Below are 17,275 nucleotides of genomic sequence, written 5' to 3' on the forward strand. Positions count from 1 at the left end.
GTGCCGGCAGCCCTAGCTGGCCCTCTCGAGCGACCTGAACTGCGCCATCGTCGCCTCGATCTCTTCGCGCACCCAGATCTTGAAATCCCTGACCTTACGGCTTTCGTTCTTACTGGCCGAGGTCACCAGCCAATAGCCGAGCCCGCTCTGGGCGCGTATGCCGAACGGCGCAACGAGACGGCCGTCGGCCAGCGCGTCGGCGGCCAGCAACTGCCAGCCGAGCATGACGCCGTGACCGGCAATCGCCGATTCCAGGCACAGCATCGGATCTGTGAAGCGCGCGCCCTTCATGAAGGTGACCGGCTTCACCCCGGCCGCTTCGAACCAGCTCTCCCAACTGATCATCGATCTTTCGTCGGTGATCGCACAGGTCAAAGCAAGGTCCTCAATCGATTTCAGCTTGCTCGCGATCGCCGGTGCACAGACCGGAAACACCTCCTGCGCCAGCAGCAATTCGGCCCGCCCGCCCGGCCATTTGCCGTCGCCGAGCCGAATGGCGACGTCGATGTCCGAACGATCGAGATCGGCAAGCCGCACCGAGGCATCGATGCGCAGGAGCACGTTCGGATGCCGGGCAAAATGCCGCGACAGCCGCGGCAGCAGCCATTTCGAGGCGAAAGCCGGCGCCACCGAAACCACCAGCGTGCACTCCGAGCTTTCGTCGGCAAGCGCCACCGCCTGTGCGAGTTCGCGGAAGCCTGCGCTGAGCCGCGCGGTAAAGACGGTGCCGAATTCGGTCGCCACCAGGCCAGCCGGCGTTCGTTCGAACAGCGCGCGGCCGAGCTGCTTTTCGGTCCGGTTGATCTGCTGGCTGACGGCGCTGACCGAGACGTTGAGCTCGCCGGCCGCCGCCGCAAGCGAGCCCAGGCGCGCGACGGCTTCGACGGCGCGTAAGCCGTTGAGGTGGACGCGGTTCAGCATAGCCATACAGTTTTTCTAAACTCGAACGGCTGAAATCTCAATTGCCAGACTGCCGGATGCCGGATTCTAAGTGGGCTACTCAGAGTGAGGAGGCAATCTGATGAAGATTTTGTCATGGCTCGGCGCCTTTTCCCCGATCGGAACGCAGCCACACTGGCATGACAGCGAGGCCACCAGCTGGGTGACCGATCCGCTGTCGCATCCGGTGCTCGACAGCATGTCGGAGCGCGAGCTCGCCGACATGCCGTTCAGGCTGACCGCGCGGCGCACAGCCTATGAGACCGTGCAGGCCGGCTGCCGTTGAATTCTGAAACGGTAGCCGCCAGTTCTTCTGTGCGGACGATCGCTGCCGAGAGGTTAGCGGGACAGCGCCCCCCTCTGCCCTGCCGGGCATCTCCCCCACGAGGGGGGAGATCGGCTGTCATCGCCGCTTTCGCCAATATCCGAGGTTGAAGGATGGAGAGCCGGCGCCGAAGCCGCCGATCTCCCCCCAAGTGGGGGAGATGTCCGGCAGGACAGGGGGGGCGCCGTAGAGCGCCGACGCTCGTTCTGTATCACTGCGCGCTTCAATAAAGTCATTGCAACCCGTGCTGGCCCAACAAAGGCGGATTGTCTCACCGGCAGGCGCACCTATTGTGCACCGCGATGAACATCGCTTCGCCTTTGCGCCTGGCAATCGCCGGCATGATTGCCCTGGCCGTCGCCATGGGCATCGGCCGCTTCGTCTATACGCCGATCCTGCCCGGCATGATGGAAGAGCTCGGCCTGTCGCCGGCCGATGCCGGCTGGATCGCATCGGCCAATTATCTCGGCTACCTCGTCGGCGCGCTTGCCGCCTCCGGCGGCTGGGCGCAAGGCCGCGAGCGCCAGCTGATGCTGGCCGGCCTTGCCGCCACCGCGATCCTCGCCGGCCTGATGGGCCTGACCGGTACCATGCCCGCCTTTCTCGTCATCCGCTTTCTTGCCGGCCTCGCCAGCGCCTTCGTGCTGGTCTTCATGACCAGCATCGTTTTCGGTCATCTCGCCGCGACGGGGCGAAACGACCTGCAGGCGCTGTATTTCGGCGGTGTCGGCCTCGGCATCGCGGCATCCTCGGCGCTGTTGGCGCTCCTCGTCACCGAACACGCCGGCTGGGCGGCGGGGTGGCTGTGGTCGGCGGTGATTTCGGCCTGCGGCTTTGCCGTCGTCGCGTTGCTGGCTGCCGGCACCTCGACCGCGAACAGCGTTGCCGGGCCCGAGCCGGCGTTGCCAAAAAACCCTTCACTGGTGAAGGTCATTGTCGCCTACGGCCTGTTCGGCTTCGGCTACATCGTCACGGCGACGTTTCTGGTCGCCATCGTCCGCCAGGGCGGCGGCGGCCGCGTCTTCGAAGCCGTGGTCTGGATGGTCACCGGACTTGCCGGTTTCCCATCGGTCTGGCTGTGGCAGAAGCTCGCGGCCAGGATCGGGCTCTATGCCACCTACGCGCTGGGGTGCCTGGTCGAGGTGGTCGGCGTCAGCGCCAGTGTCGTCATGGGCGGGCGCACCGGGCCGCTGCTCGGCGGCCTTCTCGTCGGCGGCACCTTCATCGCCATCACCGCGCTTGGCCTGCAGACGGGCAGGCAGCTTGCTCCGCAAGCACCACGCCGGATGCTGGCGATCATGACGGCCGCCTTCGGCCTTGGCCAGATCATCGGCCCGATCGTCGCCGGGCTGCTGGCGCAGGCCTCGGGTAACTTTTTCCTTGCCTCGATCGTGGCCGCCGCCGTCCTGCTGGCCTCGGGTGCGATCGCCTGGTCGGCTGCGCCAAAATCGCCATGATTATGGTCTTGCTCGGCACCGGGCGTCGGGTAGCGGGCATTTTCTTTCCCACTAATGTGTGACTTTATGCGCGCTGAACCCGCTGATTTGCGCATCGACCGAGGATTTTCCCACAGTGTTTGTATCGTTTTTTCCGCAGCCGAAGCTGTTTTTCACCTCGGCGGCCGTCTGGAGCCTTCTGCTCGTTGTTCTTTGGTTTTTCGGCGGCGAACACCTCGGCACGATGCTTGGCATGCCGCCAGTCGATCCGCAGGCCGCGCCTGTCATAAGCCCAGTGAGATTCCTGACGCCGTCATTCCTCTGGTTCTACGGATATTTCTTCGCCGGTATCGGCATATTTTACCTTTTTTGGGCGCTGTACGCCCCCCATCCCTGGCAGAATTGGTCGATCCTTGGTTCTGGTTTGGTTGTTTTTGTCACTAATTTCATCGTCCAGATAAGTGTGGCGCTGAACGATTGGCGTGGCATGTTCTACGACATGGTGCAGAGGGCCCTGACCACACCCGGCTCCGTCACGCCTGCCGAGCTTTACTACGGAGTGTGGCAGTTCCTCTCTTTGGCGCTGGTCTATATGACCATCGCGGTTTTGAACGTCTTCTTCGTCAGGCACTATGTCTTCCGCTGGCGGACGGCCATGAACGACTATTTTACCGCCTATTGGCCGAGGCTACGTCATATCGAAGGGGCGTCGCAGCGCGTTCAGGACGACACGATGCGCTTCTCGAGCACAATGCAAGGGCTGGGAGTGAACTTCATCGATTCCGTTATGACCCTCATCGCATTCCTGCCCTTGCTGGCAGCTCTGTCTCGTCATGTCCCAACCCTTCCCATCGTCGGAGCGATTCCCTATCCACTGGTCATCGCCGCAATCGTGTGGTCGTTGTTCGGCACTGGGTTGTTGGCCGTGGTCGGGGTCAAGCTTCCTGGCCTGGAATTTCGGAATCAACGGGTTGAAGCCGCTCTGCGCAAGGAACTTGTCCTTGGTGAGGACGATATGGCAAGAGCGCAACCGCCAACCCTAGCTGAGCTGTTCGCGAATGTTCGGAAGAACTATTTCACCCTCTACGCTCATTATGTCTACTTCGACATGGTCCGGTATCTCTATCTCCAGGTAGACAATGTTTTCGCCACACTTATTCTTGTTCCGACTCTCGCTGTAGGCAAGATAAGCTTCGGCATTTTTCAGCAGGTCGTCTCCGCCTTTTCCCAAGTCGCCAGTTCGTTCCAGTATCTCGTCAATTCCTGGCCTACTATCGTCGAGTTGATTTCTATCTACAAACGTCTGCGCGCGTTCGAAGCGACCCTTGAAGGGGCACCGCTGCCGGTAATCGATCAGCACTATCTGGAACGGGAGCAAGCTGGCCTGCGCCCTGAGGATCAGCCAGCAAGCTAAGAAAATCGGGTGGCGAGCGCTTCCGCTCAGCCGCCCACCGCCGCCTGCCGTTCGCCTCGCTGCGATAGATAATCGCGAAAACTGATGCACTCGACGTCGGCCTTGATGCAGACCTCGCCGGCAAAGCGTTCCAGCGCGTTCCAGTAGGCGCCGTCATTCATCAGCGTGAAGTGGAAGCCGAGCTCAAGCGGAATGCGCTTGCCCCGGTATTGCGCATCGAAGGCGGCGCGGAACGCGTGATAGGTCCGGTCAGCGAACTCTTCCGCCATGCTCGGCCGCTCGAAGCCGCCGGAATGCCTGACATAGAGATTGTAGTCCATGGCGATCACCCGTCTTGAGCTCGGCCCTTCCGGGATCTGCGGCAGCGAAAAGCGCGTGATGCCGCTGACGGTCGGTGGCTCAACCGGCTCACGCGAGACGCCGCTTGCGTCGAGCAGGAAACCGGCCGCGGGCAGCGCCTCGTAGAGCGCCTTGTTTGCCGACAGGTAGGGCGCGCGAAACCCGACCACCGATTTGCGGGCGAAATCGCGCCAGTCCTTCGGTTCAGGAGCAATGCCGTTGATCGAATAGGCGTTTTCGAGAATATGCTTGAACGAGCCGAACTCGCTTAGCCAGTCGGCTTTGCTCCAGTCCTTGCCATCGAAATGACCACAGCCATGGCTGCCGATGTCGTGGCCTTCCCTAGCGGCGAGGTTGATCTGCTCGAGCCGCTCGGCGACTTCCTGTTTGGAGGCAGCGAAGCCGATATTCGATTTGCCTTCTGTCTTGCCGGGCGCGGTGTATTGCTTGCGTGTCTGCGGCGACAGCAGGAACACGCAGGAGACGAAATAGGTGAAATGCGCGCCTGTGCGCCGGGCCAGCGCCCGGCTGCGCTGCCACTGCGAAATGTCGCGGGCGCTGTCGAATGAGATGATGACGATCTGCTTCGGTTTTGCCGGCGGCGCCGGCGGGTCGGCAAATGCCGCGCCGGTAGCAAGCGCGGCAATCGAAAACGCAACAACGCGGGACAAACGGGGCAAAGGCATCTGACCGGATCAAGGAATGTAGAAGCGACGCCTACCGCTGAAATATGGCACGGGTACGATCGACCTGTACGGCCGCCGTTGGCGGCGACTGCCTCGTGAATAGGCGATTTTCCTGCCGAACCCCTTCCATGCCGGCAAAATTTCGCTAAAACGCGGGCTCATCAACCGCCCCGCCGGGGGCAGGAAATGGTTTTGATCCATGTCGGACGACAGTTTTATCCGCGAAGTCAACGAAGAGATTCGTCGCGACCAGGCGCATGCGCTGTGGGACCGTTTCGGTCCCGCCTTGCTCGTGCTGGCCGTGCTGGTGGTGCTCGGCACTGCTGCTGTCGTCGGCTACCGCTATTGGGACGAAACTCGCGCCAACCGCTCGGGCGATGCTTTTTCGCAGGCGCTCAAGCTTGCCAATGACGGGAAGAACGACGAGGCGCTTGCCGCCCTGGAGGCGTTGGAGAAGGACGGCTACGGCGCCTATCCGCTGCTCGCCCGCATGCGCGCGGCAACCGTCAAGGCGGACAAGGGCGACGTCGACGCCGCCGTCAAGGATTTCGACGAGGTCGCCGCCGACACCAAGATCCCCTCCGGCATTCGCGACATGGCTCGTCTCAGGGCAGCGCTGCTTCTGGTCGACCACGGCTCTTTCGCCGATGTCTCCAGCCGCGTCGAGGCGCTCACCGCCGACACCAACACGCTGCGCCATACGGCGCGCGAGGCGCTTGGCCTTGCCGCCTGGAAGGAAGGCAAGGCGGCGGATGCATTGAAGCTGTTCGACCAGATCGCCGCGGATGATGGCGCCCCGCGCAACACGCGCGAGCGGGCGACTTTGATGTCCGAGCTGATCCGCGGCTCGGGCGGCGTGTCGTGATAGTCCATGACCTTCAAAGTCGCCATCATCGGCCGGCCTAACGTCGGCAAATCGACCCTTTTCAATCGGCTGGTGGGAAGGAAGCTGGCGCTTGTCGACGATACGCCCGGCGTCACTCGCGATCGACGCGTCCATGCCGCAAAACTCTACGATCTGCATTTCGACGTCATCGACACCGCCGGCTTCGAGGATGCGGCCGCCTCGACGCTGCCCGGCCGCATGCGCGCCCAGACCGAGATCGCCATCCGCGAGGCCGACCTGATCTTTTTTACGATCGATGCCAAGTCCGGGCTGATGCCCGACGACAAGACGTTCGCCGAGATCGTGCGCAAATCCGGCAAGCCGGTTGTCGTCGTCGCCAACAAGGCCGAGGCGCGCGGCGCCCAGGGCGGCATGCTGGAGGCTTGGGAGCTCGGCCTTGGCGAACCGATCCCGGTCTCGGCCGAACACGGCCAGGGCCTGCCCGATTTGCGCGACGCGGTGATCGCGGCACTTGGCGAGGCGCGCGCCTTCGGCGAGGACGAAGAGGCCGGCGAGGATGAGGTCGCCGCCAGCGAGGTGCTGATCGGCGAGGACATCACCGACCCGGACGCCGAGCCGAGCTATGACGACACCAAGCCGATGCGCATCGCCGTCGTCGGCCGCCCCAACGCCGGCAAGTCGACGCTGATCAACGCACTAATCGGCGAGGAGCGGCTGTTGACCGGCCCTGAGGCCGGCATCACTCGCGATTCCATCTCGGTCGACTGGGACTGGCATGGCCGCCGCTTAAAATTGTTCGACACCGCCGGCATGCGCCGCAAGGCCAGGATCCACGAAAAGCTCGAAGTGATGTCGGTGCAGGACGGCTTGCGCGCCATCCGCTTTGCCGAGATCGTCATCATCGTGCTCGACGCCACCATTCCCTTCGAGAAGCAGGATCTGCAGATCGCCGACCTGATCATCCGCGAGGGCCGTGCCCCGGTGATCGCCTTCAACAAATGGGACCTTGTCGATCATCCCCAGGAGTTGCTGGCCGAGCTGCGCGAAAAAACCGAGCGGCTGCTGCCGCAGGCGCGCGGCATGCAGGCGGTGCCGGTGTCGGCCGAGACCGGGCGTGGCCTCGACAAGCTGATGGATGCCGTCATCAGGACGCATCGAGTTTGGAACAGCCGTGTGTCGACCGGCAAGCTCAACCGCTGGCTGGAAGGCATCCTGGCGCATCATCCGCCGCCCGCCGTCGCCGGGCGCCGGCTGAAGATCAAATATGTCACGCAGGCCAAGACGCGGCCGCCCGGCTTCGTCGTCTCCTGCTCACGGCCGGATGCGATGCCGCAATCCTACGTCCGCTATCTCTCGAACAGCCTGCGCGAGGCTTTCGACATGCCCGGCGTGCCGATCCGCATCGCCTTGCGCACCTCGGACAATCCTTTCGCCGGCAAGGCAAAGAAGCGCCGCTAGATCATCATTGGCGGAACCTTGCGAGACGTCGGCGGGACAGCGCCCCCTCTGCCCTGCCGGGCATCTCCCCCACTTGGGGAGAGATTGGCCGTCCTCTCCGCTTTCGCCAATCTCCAACACTGAAAGAGGGGCGGGACGGGCGAACCTGCCAATCTCCCCCCTCGTGGGGGAGATGTCCGGCAGGACAGAGGGGGCGCGAAGGATCGCGGCGCTCGTTCTGCGTTTCTGGATTCTTCAACTGACGAAGCTACGAGGCTTGCGGTCATTTCGGCTCATCGGCCTTAAGCCACCTTCCTCAGACCATTCGCATCGCCGGTTCCGGGCAGCGCCGCCAACGCTGCCTGCAGCAGGATGTCGCCAAGCCGCGCTGCCACTGGGTCGGGCTCGGCCTCCTTGCGATGCAGGAACAGCGCCATCTTGGGCAAGGCGGGCAGCCCGGCGATCTCCGGCGTCATAGCCCTGACGCTGGCCGGCAGGCCGATATCGGTGCGGATCGTCAGTCCGAGCCCGGCGGCGACGGCTGCCCAGATGCCGCCAAGGCTCGGGCTGGAGAAGGCCATCCGCCATGCCAGGCCGGCGCGGTCGAGCGTTTCGGTCGCCACACTGCGCAGCAGGCACGGCGCTTCGAGCGCCACCAGCGGCAACGCCTCGCCATCGCGCAGGCTGGTCTCGATCTGTTTTGCCGGGCCGATCCAGCGCATCTGGACGTCGGCGACATGCCGGCTGTAGGGCAGCGTCGCGCCATTGTGCCAGGCAAGCGCGATATCGAGGCTGCCCGAAATGATCCGTTCGGCAAGCTCATGGCTGCGTGCGATCCTGGCCTCGATCTTGACCTTGGGATGGGCGCGGGCGAAGCGCCCGAGCACCTCCGGCAACACCGCCTCGCCGAAATCCTCCTGCAGCCCAAGCCGCACCCAACCCTCCAGCTCGACATCGTGGATGGCGGAGGCGGCCTCGTCATTGAGCTCGATCAGCCGCCGCGCGTAGCCGAGCATGGTCTCGCCCGCGTCCGTCAGCGCCAGGCCACGCCCAGATTTGCGGAAGATCGGCGTCGCCGCCTGCTCCTCCAGCTTCTTCAATTGCGCACTGATTGCCGAGGTCGAGCGGCCGAGCCGGTCGGCGGCCTTGGCGAAGCTGCCCAGTTCCATGCCGGTGACGAAGCTGCGCAGGACGTCGAGATCAAATGTCACGCGTCGCATGGCGATAATCCTGATATTCGGGACATTACGTCAAAAACTTCCTGATATTCAGTACGAAGCTATGGCAGTAGAGAGAGCGCGTCAACACCGAATGCAGCCGACCCATGCAGGAGCTGAACCATGTCCGCTGTCGCCACACGAGCAGATTGCAAACCGCTTCGCCCGGCCGCCGTTGCCGCCCCGTCAGAAACGGCGGCACTTCGAGCCAATCATCGCTGGAAGGTGCTGGGCATCGGCGTCGCCGCCAATGCCTGCTTTTCCGCGACCTTCTCCGGCATTCCGGCGACGGCGGTGTTCCTGCGCTCGGGCTACCATCTCTCCAATGGCGAACTCGGCCTGGCACTTGGCCTTCTCGGCCTGGGCGTGGCGCTGAGCGAATTGCCGTGGGGGCTGCTGACCGATCGCTGGGGCGACCGCCGCGTTCTGCTGACCGGGCTCGGCGCAACCGCGGTTTGGCTGCTTGTCATGGCTGCGCTGGTCGTGCCGTCACCGGCCCATATTCCCGGCATCGCGCTTCTCGCCGCTGCCCTGCTGGTCACCGGATTGCTCGGCGGCAGCGTCAACGGCTCCAGCGGCCGCGCCATCATGGCCTGGTTCGGCGAAGGCGAGCGCGGCTTTGCCATGAGCATCAGGCAGACGGCGGTGCCGCTTGGCGGCGGGCTTGGCGCGCTCGTGCTGCCGTCGCTCGCTTCAGCCCATGGGTTCACGGCAGTCTTCGGACTTTTGGCGGCTGCATCCGCGGTCTCGACCTCGCTCGCCTGGCGCTGGCTGCATCAGCCGCCGGCGCATGATGATGCCAATTCGGGCAGCATGGCATTGTCGGCCGGCCCGGCGCCGCTGCGCAACCCGGCCGTTTGGCGCATCGCAACAGCCATCGGCCTGCTTTGCTTTCCGCAGGTGGCGGTGCTTACATTTGCTTCCGTATTCCTGCATGATTTCGCCGGCATGGGAACAGCCGTGATCAGCGCGAGCCTCGCTGCCGTGCAGGTCGGCGCCATGGTCATGCGCGTCTGGAGCGGCCGCTACACCGACCGTCACGGCAACCGCCGGTCGTTCCTGCGTCTGTGCAGCATGCTGAGCGTGGCCGCCTTCACCGTGCTTGCGGCGCTCGTCTTGTTTTCGGCCCAATTCTTGTCAGGCCAAGCGCCGATGCTGTCGCCGGCGATCGTCGCGATGCTGGTCGTGGCCGGCATCTGCGTCTCCTCCTGGCATGGGGTCGCCTACACCGAGCTTGCGACGCTGGCCGGCGCCAGCCAGGCCGGAACGGCGCTCGGCCTCGCCAACAGTCTGGTCTTCATTGCCTTCTTCCTGGTGCCGATCGCCATTCCCGGGCTTCTCGTGCTCTGCTCGTGGGCAGGCGTCTGGCTGGGTGCGGCTATTTGCGCGCTGATCGCGTGGCCGATCTTTCTTCCGCCAACGGATAGCCGCAAAAGCGCCTGACTTCGACACGAGATGGGAAAACAACGTTCTAAGCTGTTAACGCCCCATCAAGGTTAATGCATCATTGTAGCTCTCCAGTGGGGTCCGTCGCGTTTCTGGAGAGTTCCGTGCATCGACGTGTTTTGACGCGGCTTGTCGCCGCCGCCGGTGAGAAAAAGCGTTCCTTCCTGTCTCCCCTCGTTATTGGCCTTGGCATCTGGATCGGCTTTCCGACGGTCGCTGCCTATCAGGACATGACAAGCCTGGTCTCCGGTCTTGAGGCGCCGAGCGTCCGCTGGAACGCCTATGTCGAGAAATCCGTCGCCGGCTCCGTTCACGCAGCCGAAATGCCCTTCCTCGATTCCAGCAGCACCGGCTCGCTCTCCGGCTCCGGTGTCCAGTTGCCGGGCGTCGGCGCCGTCTCCTTTCGCGGCAAGGGCGGCATCGCCGGCACGACGCCGGACGAGAACCGCATCACGCGTGCCGACAAGAAGGGCCGCATCATCCAGGTCTCGCCCGTCTCGCCGCCGAAGAACTTCAACGCCGGCTCAATCTTCGAGCGAACCTCCTCGCTGCTCCGCCCAAGCATGGACAGCGGCCTGAGGATGGCCTTCGCCAAGCCCGAGATCAAAGGCAAGGAAATCCAGATCGCCGCCGCCTTCCACACGCGCGTCGACAAGAAGCCGGATTCCGGCGTTCCGGCGATGCTTGCCGCGCTGGTCAACAACGATCATCCCGACGTGCTGGCGACCGCCTATGCCTCGTCGGCCCCCGATTACGCCAAGGCGTCGCCTTTCGAGGCCTTGCTGCAGGACGAGGACCCGAACGACGGCCGCTTCATTCCGCCGCTGAGCAAGGGCGACCATTCCTGGATGCAGACGCCGCTGCCGGCGAGCGTCTTTTCCAAACCGGAGCAGGCTTGTCTCGCCAACGGCATCTATTTCGAGGCGCGCGGCGAATCCGTGCGTGGCCAGGCCGCCGTCGCCCAGGTCATCCTCAACCGCGTCCGCAACCCGGCCTATCCGAACTCGATCTGCGGCGTCGTCTACCAGAACGACAACTGGTTCAACCGCTGCCAATTTTCCTTTGCCTGCGACGGCAGGAAGAAGCGCATCGACAACGCCGTCGCCTACAAGACCGCCCAGGATGTCGCCATGGCCGTCACAGCCGGCAAGATCTTCATTCCGGAAGTCGGCTCGTCGACCCATTATTACGCCAACTACGTCCATCCGGGCTGGGCGCGGACGATGCAGAAAATGACCAGGATCGGCCTGCACATCTTCTACCGCACCTATGGTGGCGGCTGGAGCTAAGTGCTCGGGCAGCCCTTGCATCTTTCGCGCGAGAGCGGCCGATCGAAGGCCCGTCGCCGTAGGGATTCGGCCGCAGCCCGCCAGAGGCCGCGTCGGGCACGATGTCGCACCCGAGCAAGTAGCTGATTTATAACAAAAAAATACTTGAGCTTGAACGTCCGCCCGTGGCTTGACGGGCGCGGACCCTCTAACTATGTTGCCGGCGACTTTAAGAAGCGGACGGACGGTGACGGTCTGACCGGGCAGGGGGGTTGCGTGGCCGACAAGAATGGGCCAGACGGAACCGGAAAAACCGGCCGCGGCAAGCAGCATGAAGCCGACATCCGCGACGACGATCTTGAGCGCCGCCGGCGCGAGCTTGAAGCATCGCTTGCGGCAAGACGACCGGACCGGCTCGAGGGGAAAGACGACGCGAAAGCGGGCAGTGCGGCCGGGTACGGCCAGGCGCTCAAACTGTCCAGCGAGTTCATCGCCGGGATAGTGGTCGGTGCAGCTCTCGGCTGGTTTATCGATCGCGTGGCGGGGACATCGCCATGGGGTCTGATAGTCGGGCTGCTGCTGGGTTTTGGCGCCGGCGTGCTCAACGTCCTGCGTTCAGCCGGGCTTGTGTCGGAATTCGGAACGGGCGACAAACCGCGCGATCCGAAAGAATGAATTGAGGCGCCGCATGCCGGCGCATTGAACAGAATGCTGAAGCCGTCTGCGGCTTTGATGGGGATTTAAAGTGGCTGCTGACAAGGTCGATCCGATCCACCAATTCCAGATCCATCCGATCATTCCGATTCACATCGGCGGCTACGACCTGTCTTTCACCAATTCGGCTCTGTTCATGCTTGCGACGGTTGCTGTCGCATCGGCGTTTCTCTACCTCAGCACGTCGAGCCGCAGCCTCATTCCCGGCCGCCTACAGTCGGTCTCGGAAATGGCCTATGAATTTGTCGGCAATATGCTGAGGGACGCCGCGGGCACGCAAGGCATGAAGTTCTTCCCCTTCGTGTTCTCGCTGTTCATGTTCGTGCTTGTCGCCAACCTGCTTGGCCTGTTCCCGTATTTCTTCACCGTCACCAGCCACATCATCGTCACCTTCGGCCTCGCTGCGCTGGTGATCGGAACGGTCGTCGTCTACGGCTTCATGAAGCACGGTCTCGGCTTCCTGAAGCTGTTCGTGCCGAAAGGCGTGCCCATCGTGATGATGTTGCTTGTCGTTCCGATCGAAGTGATTTCCTTCGTATCGCGCCCGGTCAGCCTCTCGGTTCGTCTGTTCGCCAATATGTTGGCCGGCCACATCACGCTGAAGGTGTTTTCGGGCTTCGTCGTCAGCCTCAGCGCTCTCGGCACGCTTGGCATTGCGGGTTCGGTCCTGCCGCTGGCGATGGCCGTGGCTTTGACGGCTTTGGAGTTGCTCGTGGCGCTTTTGCAGGCCTACGTCTTCGCCGTGCTGACCTGCATGTATCTTAACGACGCCCTGCACCCTTCGCACTGATTTAGAGTTTCCGGCATTGCCGCCGGATGGAATCGCAACGGAATTTTAGATCCAAAGGAGTTGAATAAATGGACGCAGAAGCAGCGAAGTACATCGGCGCCGGCATCGCATGCCTCGGCATGGGCGGCGCGGGCATTGGCCTCGGCAACATCTTCGGCAGCTATCTGGCGGGCGCGCTGCGCAACCCGTCGGCCGCCGACGGCCAGTTCGGCCGTCTGATTTTCGGCTTCGCCGTGACCGAAGCGCTGGGTATTTTCTCGCTTCTCATCGCGCTTCTCGCCCTGTTCGGCTGAATGCTTGTTCGGCTGAACATTGGCAAGAATTGAACAGGCCGGCCGCGATCCTGCGGCGGGCCTGAATTTCGGGGATAGCCCATGTTCGTGACATCTGCCTTTGCGCAAGAGTCCGCGCCCGCCGTCGAAGGCGGCAGCGCTGGGACCGGCGTGCCTGCCGAGGCGCACGGCACGTTCCCGCCATTCAATCCGGCGACGTACCCGTCACAGCTGGTGTGGCTGGCAATCACTTTCGGGCTGTTCTACCTCTTCTTGAAACGGGTCGTGATGCCGCGCGTCGGCGGTATCATCGACGTGCGCAACGACCGCATCACGCAGGATCTCGATCATGCTGCCCGGCTGAAAAGCGAGGCCGACGCCGCCGTTGCCGCCTATGAGCAGGAATTGGCGGAAGCCAAGGGCAAGGCCAATGCGATCGGCCAGCAGGCCAACGATGCGGCCAAGGCGGAAGCCGAAGCTGCCCGCAAGACGATCGAGGCAGCGCTTGACCAGAAGCTTGGCGAGGCCGAGGCGCGCATATCTTCCATCAAGGCCAATGCCATGAAGGAAGTCGGCACGATCGCCGAGGACACCGCTTCGGCCATCGTCGAGGCGCTTGTCGGCGGCAAGGCCAGCAAGGCCGAAATCGCGGCCGCGGTCAAATCCGTGGCCGGGTGAGGAGCGCATCATGGACGCCACATCTCTCGCGACGCTTTGGGCAACGGTTGCCCTCTTAATCTTCCTCGGCATTGCCATCTACATCAAGGTGCCGGGCATGATCGCCAAGGCGCTCGATGCGCGTGCCGACAAGATCAGCTCCGAGCTCGAGGAGGCGCGCCGGTTGCGCGAAGAGGCCCAGCAACTGCTTGGCCAATACCAGCGCAAGCGCAAGGAAGCCGAGCAGGAGGCGGCGGCCATCGTTGCCGCCGCCAAGCGTGAAGCCGACATGCTTGCCGCCGAGGCGCACAAGAAGACCGAGGACTATGTCGCCCGGCGCACCGCCTTGGCCGAGCAGAAGATCGGCCAGGCCGAGCGTGAGGCAATCGGCGAAGTGCGCGCCAGCGCCGTCGACATCGCCGTGGAAGCCGCGCGCGCGCTGCTGGCCGGCAAGATCGACGCCAAGGCCGGCGCCGACCTGTTCAACGCCTCGCTGCAGGATTTGAAATCGAAGCTGAACTGAACGGCTGCATCAACAAGTCATCGAAGCCGCCCGGGAAACCTGGCGGCTTTTTTGTGAGCGAAAGCGGCTGAGCGCGTAATCTCCCCCCTCGAGGGGGAGATGGCCGGCAGGCCAGAGGGGGTCGCCGCGCGTGAAGCGCTAGCCTTCTCTTTCGTCCCGCATGGCGTCGCACCAGGACGTACCGACCCCCTCTGTCGCCTTTGGCGACATCTCCCCCTCAAGGGGGGAGATCACGCCAGGGTCGCTCAATCCAAACCCGAAAAACCCTCTTCCTCCAGCACCTCGGTGCCGCCGAACCGGAACGGCGCGAAGGAGGCGCGGTGCAGCCGCGCCACTGGCCCGTGCAGATCGATCGCCGTGCGATGGCGGACAGTGGCGTAGCCCATATGCAGCTCGAAGCCGTAATGCGCATGATGGCTGCCGCAGCCGCACATCATACGGTCGCGCATCACCTTGGCGACGATCGAGGCTGCGGCGATCGACTGCGAGCGCTGGTCGCCCTTGATCAACGCTCTGCCCTCGCAGGGCAGGCCGGGCGGCACGTCGCGGCCATCGGCAAGCGCCAGCTTCGGCCGGATTGACAGGCCGGCCACGGCACGGCGCATCGCCTCCAGGCTGGCCTTAAGGATGTTGCTGGCATCGATGCCCTCGGCGCTGACCGAGGCCATCGATACGGCGAGCGCGGAGCCGAGGATTTTCAGGAACAGCGCCTCACGCTGCAAATGCGTCAGCCGCTTGGAATCGTCGAGGCCGTCGGGGATGTTGGCTGGATCGAGCACCACCGCTGCCGCCACCACCGGCCCGGCGAGCGGGCCGCGGCCGGCCTCGTCCATCCCCGCCACCGGCCACAGGCCTTCGGCCATCGCCTTCGTCTCAAACGAGAAGTCGGGTTTCTCGACGATTTCGAAGAGAAGCGGAGAATCGGAACGCGGGCGAGCCATGGTGCGGCGAGGTTCGCATCGGCTCCGATTCTCCGCAAGTCCCTCCGGGTCGGGCGGGGCACCGGACCAGGAGGGGCTACCGTCTGCAAGCCCGGGGACAGGACAGGCCGGACGGGATTTTTGCCTGTTGCCGGCCGCTTCAAGCGGCTGGCGCGAGACGCTTTGTCACAGCAGCATCAGCTGCTCGGTTGCCTTGGCGGCGGGGACGAACTGGTCGGTCCTGAGCGAGCGCCGCTCGGCGTTGAGGCCGAGCCGTTTGGCGGCGATCTCGAAGCGCCGGCCGATCTGCCAGGCATAGGGGCCGGAGCCCTTCATGCGCTTGCCCCATTCCGAATCGTAGTCCTTGCCGTCGCGCATCGAACGGATCAGCGACATGACGTGGCGATAGCGGTCGGGATAGTGGCGCAGCAGCCAGTCCTTGAAGATCGGCGCGACCTCCAGCGGCAGACGCAGCAGCACATAGCCGGCTTCACGCGCGCCCGCTGCCTGCGCCGAATCGAGGATGCGCTCCATTTCCGGGTCGGTCAGTCCGGGGATGATCGGCGCGACCATCACCGAGGCCGGAATGCCGGCATCCGAAAGCTGTCTGATCGCCTCCAGCCGCTTGGTCGGCGTCGACGCGCGCGGCTCCATGGTGCGCGCCAGCATGCGGTCGAGCGTCGTCACCGACAACGCCACCTTGGCCAGCCCGCGTTCGGCCATGCGCGACAGAATGTCGATGTCACGCGTCACCAGCGCCGACTTGGTGACGATGCCGACCGGATGGCCGCGCGCCTCCAGCACTTCGAGGATCTCGCGCATGATCCGATATTGCTTCTCGATCGGCTGATAAGGATCGGTGTTGGTGCCGATGGCGATGGTGCGCGGCTGGTAATTATCCCTGGACAATTCCTTGTCGAGCAGCCGCGCCGCATCCGGCTTCGCAAACAGCTTCGATTCGAAATCCAGCCCCGGCGACAGGCCCATGAAGCTGTGCGTCGGCCGCGCGAAACAATAGACGCAGCCATGTTCGCAGCCGCGATAGGGATTGATCGAGCGGTCGAAGGAGATGTCGGGCGATTCGTTGCGCGTGATGATGGTGCGCGGCTTCTCGACCTGTACCTCGGTCTTGAACGGCGGCAGCTCCTCCAGCGAATTCCAGCCGTCGTCGAACACATGCCGGCTGACCGGCTCGAAACGGCCGGACGGATTGATGCCCGCCGACCTGCCGCGATTGCGGTCCGGGCGGACGCGCATGCCGCTCTGCTCGATCATCGCATTCGCCATCTCGGCCCTGCCAGCGCCGAAGGCTGCAATATCGGCACGCACGATCTGTTCCATCTTGGCCCTTTCCCAGGGACTGTCCGCCCGCTGTCGAATCGCTCTGCTCATGAATGTATTCCTATCGTATCAACGAGAACAAAGCAAGAACTTTCTCGCGGCGCGGCGCAAAAACTGGCGCTGCCCACCGCTTTCCGCTATTCGGCTAAACATGCTCAGCGTCCTGATCGAAACCCTGAATGACGAGGAGGGCCTTGCCCGCACGCTCGCCTCGCTGATCAGCGGCGCGGTCGAAGGCGTGGTGCGCGACGTTCTCGTCTGCGATACCGGCTCGACCGATCAGACGCACCGCGTCGCCGAACATGCCGGCTGCCACTATGTCAGCGGCGGCATCGCCGCCGGCATCAGGCAGGCCAAGGGCGACTGGCTGCTTTTGCTGGAACCGGGAGCGCGGCTGGGAGAGGGCTGGATCGACGAGGTCGTCGCCCATACGGCGAGGCAAACCATGGCGGCGCGATTTTCGCGGGCACGCGGCAGCCGCGCGCCGTTCCTGTCACGGGTCTTTGCCGGAAATCGCGCTCTCGCCGAAGGCTTGGTGATCAGCAAGCGTCAGGCCGCCGCGCTGTCGAAGAATGCCCGCAGCGCCGAAGCGATCGCCCGCGGCCTGGCGACCAGGAGGCTCCACGCCGAGATCTGGGTCGCGCCGCGGAAGTGACGGCTTACCGTGCCGGTTCAGGGAACCCCGCCCAAACAAATTTTCTGGC

Annotated in this window: 18 protein-coding genes; 13 read left to right on the top strand and 5 right to left on the bottom strand. The window is 63.9% G+C overall.

From position 1 onward, the window contains the following. Window positions 1-12: 12 nt before the first annotated feature. Complete coding sequence (locus NKI18_RS17435) at window positions 13-927, bottom strand: LysR substrate-binding domain-containing protein (RefSeq protein WP_352615208.1); 915 nt, start codon at window positions 925-927, stop codon at window positions 13-15. 94 nt (window positions 928-1,021) lie between these two features. On the opposite strand from NKI18_RS17435, the gene NKI18_RS17440 reads away from it, so the two are divergent. From NKI18_RS17440 to sbmA, 3 genes are all read left to right on the top strand, one after another. Beyond that, complete coding sequence (locus NKI18_RS17440) at window positions 1,022-1,225, top strand: hypothetical protein (protein ID WP_352615210.1); 204 nt, start codon at window positions 1,022-1,024, stop codon at window positions 1,223-1,225. A gap of 341 nt (window positions 1,226-1,566) precedes the next feature. Then, on the top strand, window positions 1,567-2,721 hold the full coding sequence (locus tag NKI18_RS17445) for a YbfB/YjiJ family MFS transporter (RefSeq protein ID WP_352615212.1): 1,155 nt from the start codon (window positions 1,567-1,569) through the stop codon (window positions 2,719-2,721). Window positions 2,722-2,836: 115 nt separating this feature from the next. Next, window positions 2,837-4,114 (top strand): peptide antibiotic transporter SbmA, encoded by a 1,278-nt coding sequence (gene sbmA, locus NKI18_RS17450; RefSeq protein WP_023716846.1) that lies wholly within the window; start codon window positions 2,837-2,839, stop codon window positions 4,112-4,114. A gap of 26 nt (window positions 4,115-4,140) precedes the next feature. Here sbmA and NKI18_RS17455 read toward each other — a convergent pair whose 3' ends face one another. Next, window positions 4,141-5,133 carry a polysaccharide deacetylase family protein gene (locus NKI18_RS17455; RefSeq protein ID WP_352615311.1) on the bottom strand — a complete coding sequence of 331 codons (993 nt, stop codon included), beginning with the start codon at window positions 5,131-5,133 and terminating at the stop codon, window positions 4,141-4,143. A 205-nt stretch (window positions 5,134-5,338) separates the two neighbouring features. Here NKI18_RS17455 and NKI18_RS17460 point away from each other — a divergent pair, with 205 nt between their 5' ends. Further along, the gene (locus NKI18_RS17460; RefSeq protein WP_023674063.1) at window positions 5,339-6,004 is read left to right on the top strand and encodes a tetratricopeptide repeat protein; all 666 of its coding nucleotides are present in this window, start codon (window positions 5,339-5,341) and stop codon (window positions 6,002-6,004) included. Window positions 6,005-6,010: 6 nt separating this feature from the next. Beyond that, complete coding sequence (gene der / locus NKI18_RS17465) at window positions 6,011-7,444, top strand: ribosome biogenesis GTPase Der (protein WP_352458795.1); 1,434 nt, start codon at window positions 6,011-6,013, stop codon at window positions 7,442-7,444. Window positions 7,445-7,725: 281 nt separating this feature from the next. Here der and NKI18_RS17470 read toward each other — a convergent pair whose 3' ends face one another. Next, window positions 7,726-8,643 carry a LysR substrate-binding domain-containing protein gene (locus NKI18_RS17470; protein WP_352571425.1) on the bottom strand — a complete coding sequence of 306 codons (918 nt, stop codon included), beginning with the start codon at window positions 8,641-8,643 and terminating at the stop codon, window positions 7,726-7,728. 120 nt (window positions 8,644-8,763) lie between these two features. Between NKI18_RS17470 and NKI18_RS17475 the strand changes: the two genes are divergently transcribed. From NKI18_RS17475 to NKI18_RS17505, 7 genes are all read left to right on the top strand, one after another. After that, complete coding sequence (locus NKI18_RS17475) at window positions 8,764-10,083, top strand: MFS transporter (protein ID WP_352615215.1); 1,320 nt, start codon at window positions 8,764-8,766, stop codon at window positions 10,081-10,083. A gap of 107 nt (window positions 10,084-10,190) precedes the next feature. Beyond that, window positions 10,191-11,375: a cell wall hydrolase gene (locus tag NKI18_RS17480; protein WP_352615217.1), complete on the top strand. Its 1,185-nt coding sequence runs from the start codon at window positions 10,191-10,193 to the stop codon at window positions 11,373-11,375. A 255-nt stretch (window positions 11,376-11,630) separates the two neighbouring features. Beyond that, window positions 11,631-12,029 carry an AtpZ/AtpI family protein gene (locus NKI18_RS17485; RefSeq protein ID WP_352615219.1) on the top strand — a complete coding sequence of 133 codons (399 nt, stop codon included), beginning with the start codon at window positions 11,631-11,633 and terminating at the stop codon, window positions 12,027-12,029. A 70-nt stretch (window positions 12,030-12,099) separates the two neighbouring features. Then, the gene (locus tag NKI18_RS17490) at window positions 12,100-12,858 is read left to right on the top strand and encodes a F0F1 ATP synthase subunit A (RefSeq protein WP_352615221.1); all 759 of its coding nucleotides are present in this window, start codon (window positions 12,100-12,102) and stop codon (window positions 12,856-12,858) included. 68 nt (window positions 12,859-12,926) lie between these two features. Then, window positions 12,927-13,151 carry a F0F1 ATP synthase subunit C gene (locus NKI18_RS17495; protein WP_006206606.1) on the top strand — a complete coding sequence of 75 codons (225 nt, stop codon included), beginning with the start codon at window positions 12,927-12,929 and terminating at the stop codon, window positions 13,149-13,151. 81 nt (window positions 13,152-13,232) lie between these two features. After that, window positions 13,233-13,808 carry a F0F1 ATP synthase subunit B gene (locus NKI18_RS17500; RefSeq protein ID WP_352456846.1) on the top strand — a complete coding sequence of 192 codons (576 nt, stop codon included), beginning with the start codon at window positions 13,233-13,235 and terminating at the stop codon, window positions 13,806-13,808. 10 nt (window positions 13,809-13,818) lie between these two features. Next, the gene (locus tag NKI18_RS17505) at window positions 13,819-14,310 is read left to right on the top strand and encodes a F0F1 ATP synthase subunit B (protein WP_352615223.1); all 492 of its coding nucleotides are present in this window, start codon (window positions 13,819-13,821) and stop codon (window positions 14,308-14,310) included. Between the two features lie 245 nt (window positions 14,311-14,555). Here the strand turns inward: NKI18_RS17505 and rnhB are convergent, their stop codons facing one another. Both rnhB and NKI18_RS17515 read right to left on the bottom strand, forming a co-directional pair. Then, complete coding sequence (gene rnhB / locus NKI18_RS17510; protein WP_352615225.1) at window positions 14,556-15,251, bottom strand: ribonuclease HII; 696 nt, start codon at window positions 15,249-15,251, stop codon at window positions 14,556-14,558. Window positions 15,252-15,416: 165 nt separating this feature from the next. Beyond that, complete coding sequence (locus NKI18_RS17515) at window positions 15,417-16,571, bottom strand: PA0069 family radical SAM protein (RefSeq protein WP_254818651.1); 1,155 nt, start codon at window positions 16,569-16,571, stop codon at window positions 15,417-15,419. A gap of 151 nt (window positions 16,572-16,722) precedes the next feature. Here NKI18_RS17515 and NKI18_RS17520 point away from each other — a divergent pair, with 151 nt between their 5' ends. Further along, complete coding sequence (locus NKI18_RS17520) at window positions 16,723-17,226, top strand: glycosyltransferase (RefSeq protein ID WP_023674074.1); 504 nt, start codon at window positions 16,723-16,725, stop codon at window positions 17,224-17,226. The last annotated feature ends 49 nt before the right edge of the window (window positions 17,227-17,275 follow it).

The sequence above is a fragment of the Mesorhizobium sp. M0800 genome, assembly GCF_040320095.1.
GTDB lineage: Bacteria > Pseudomonadota > Alphaproteobacteria > Rhizobiales > Rhizobiaceae > Mesorhizobium.

What these genes read in the sequence shown, in the direction of transcription:
- NKI18_RS17435 (WP_352615208.1), bottom strand. Translation starts at nt 927, where the DNA reads ATGGCTATGCTGAACCGCGTCCACCTCAACGGCTTACGCGCCGTCGAA.
- NKI18_RS17440 (WP_352615210.1), top strand. Translation starts at nt 1,022, where the DNA reads ATGAAGATTTTGTCATGGCTCGGCGCCTTTTCCCCGATCGGAACGCAG.
- NKI18_RS17445 (WP_352615212.1), top strand. Translation starts at nt 1,567, where the DNA reads ATGAACATCGCTTCGCCTTTGCGCCTGGCAATCGCCGGCATGATTGCC.
- NKI18_RS17460 (WP_023674063.1), top strand. Translation starts at nt 5,339, where the DNA reads ATGTCGGACGACAGTTTTATCCGCGAAGTCAACGAAGAGATTCGTCGC.
- der (WP_352458795.1), top strand. Translation starts at nt 6,011, where the DNA reads ATGACCTTCAAAGTCGCCATCATCGGCCGGCCTAACGTCGGCAAATCG.
- NKI18_RS17470 (WP_352571425.1), bottom strand. Translation starts at nt 8,643, where the DNA reads ATGCGACGCGTGACATTTGATCTCGACGTCCTGCGCAGCTTCGTCACC.
- NKI18_RS17475 (WP_352615215.1), top strand. Translation starts at nt 8,764, where the DNA reads ATGTCCGCTGTCGCCACACGAGCAGATTGCAAACCGCTTCGCCCGGCC.
- NKI18_RS17495 (WP_006206606.1), top strand. Translation starts at nt 12,927, where the DNA reads ATGGACGCAGAAGCAGCGAAGTACATCGGCGCCGGCATCGCATGCCTC.
- NKI18_RS17500 (WP_352456846.1), top strand. Translation starts at nt 13,233, where the DNA reads ATGTTCGTGACATCTGCCTTTGCGCAAGAGTCCGCGCCCGCCGTCGAA.
- NKI18_RS17505 (WP_352615223.1), top strand. Translation starts at nt 13,819, where the DNA reads ATGGACGCCACATCTCTCGCGACGCTTTGGGCAACGGTTGCCCTCTTA.
- rnhB (WP_352615225.1), bottom strand. Translation starts at nt 15,251, where the DNA reads ATGGCTCGCCCGCGTTCCGATTCTCCGCTTCTCTTCGAAATCGTCGAG.
- NKI18_RS17515 (WP_254818651.1), bottom strand. Translation starts at nt 16,571, where the DNA reads ATGGAACAGATCGTGCGTGCCGATATTGCAGCCTTCGGCGCTGGCAGG.
- NKI18_RS17520 (WP_023674074.1), top strand. Translation starts at nt 16,723, where the DNA reads ATGCTCAGCGTCCTGATCGAAACCCTGAATGACGAGGAGGGCCTTGCC.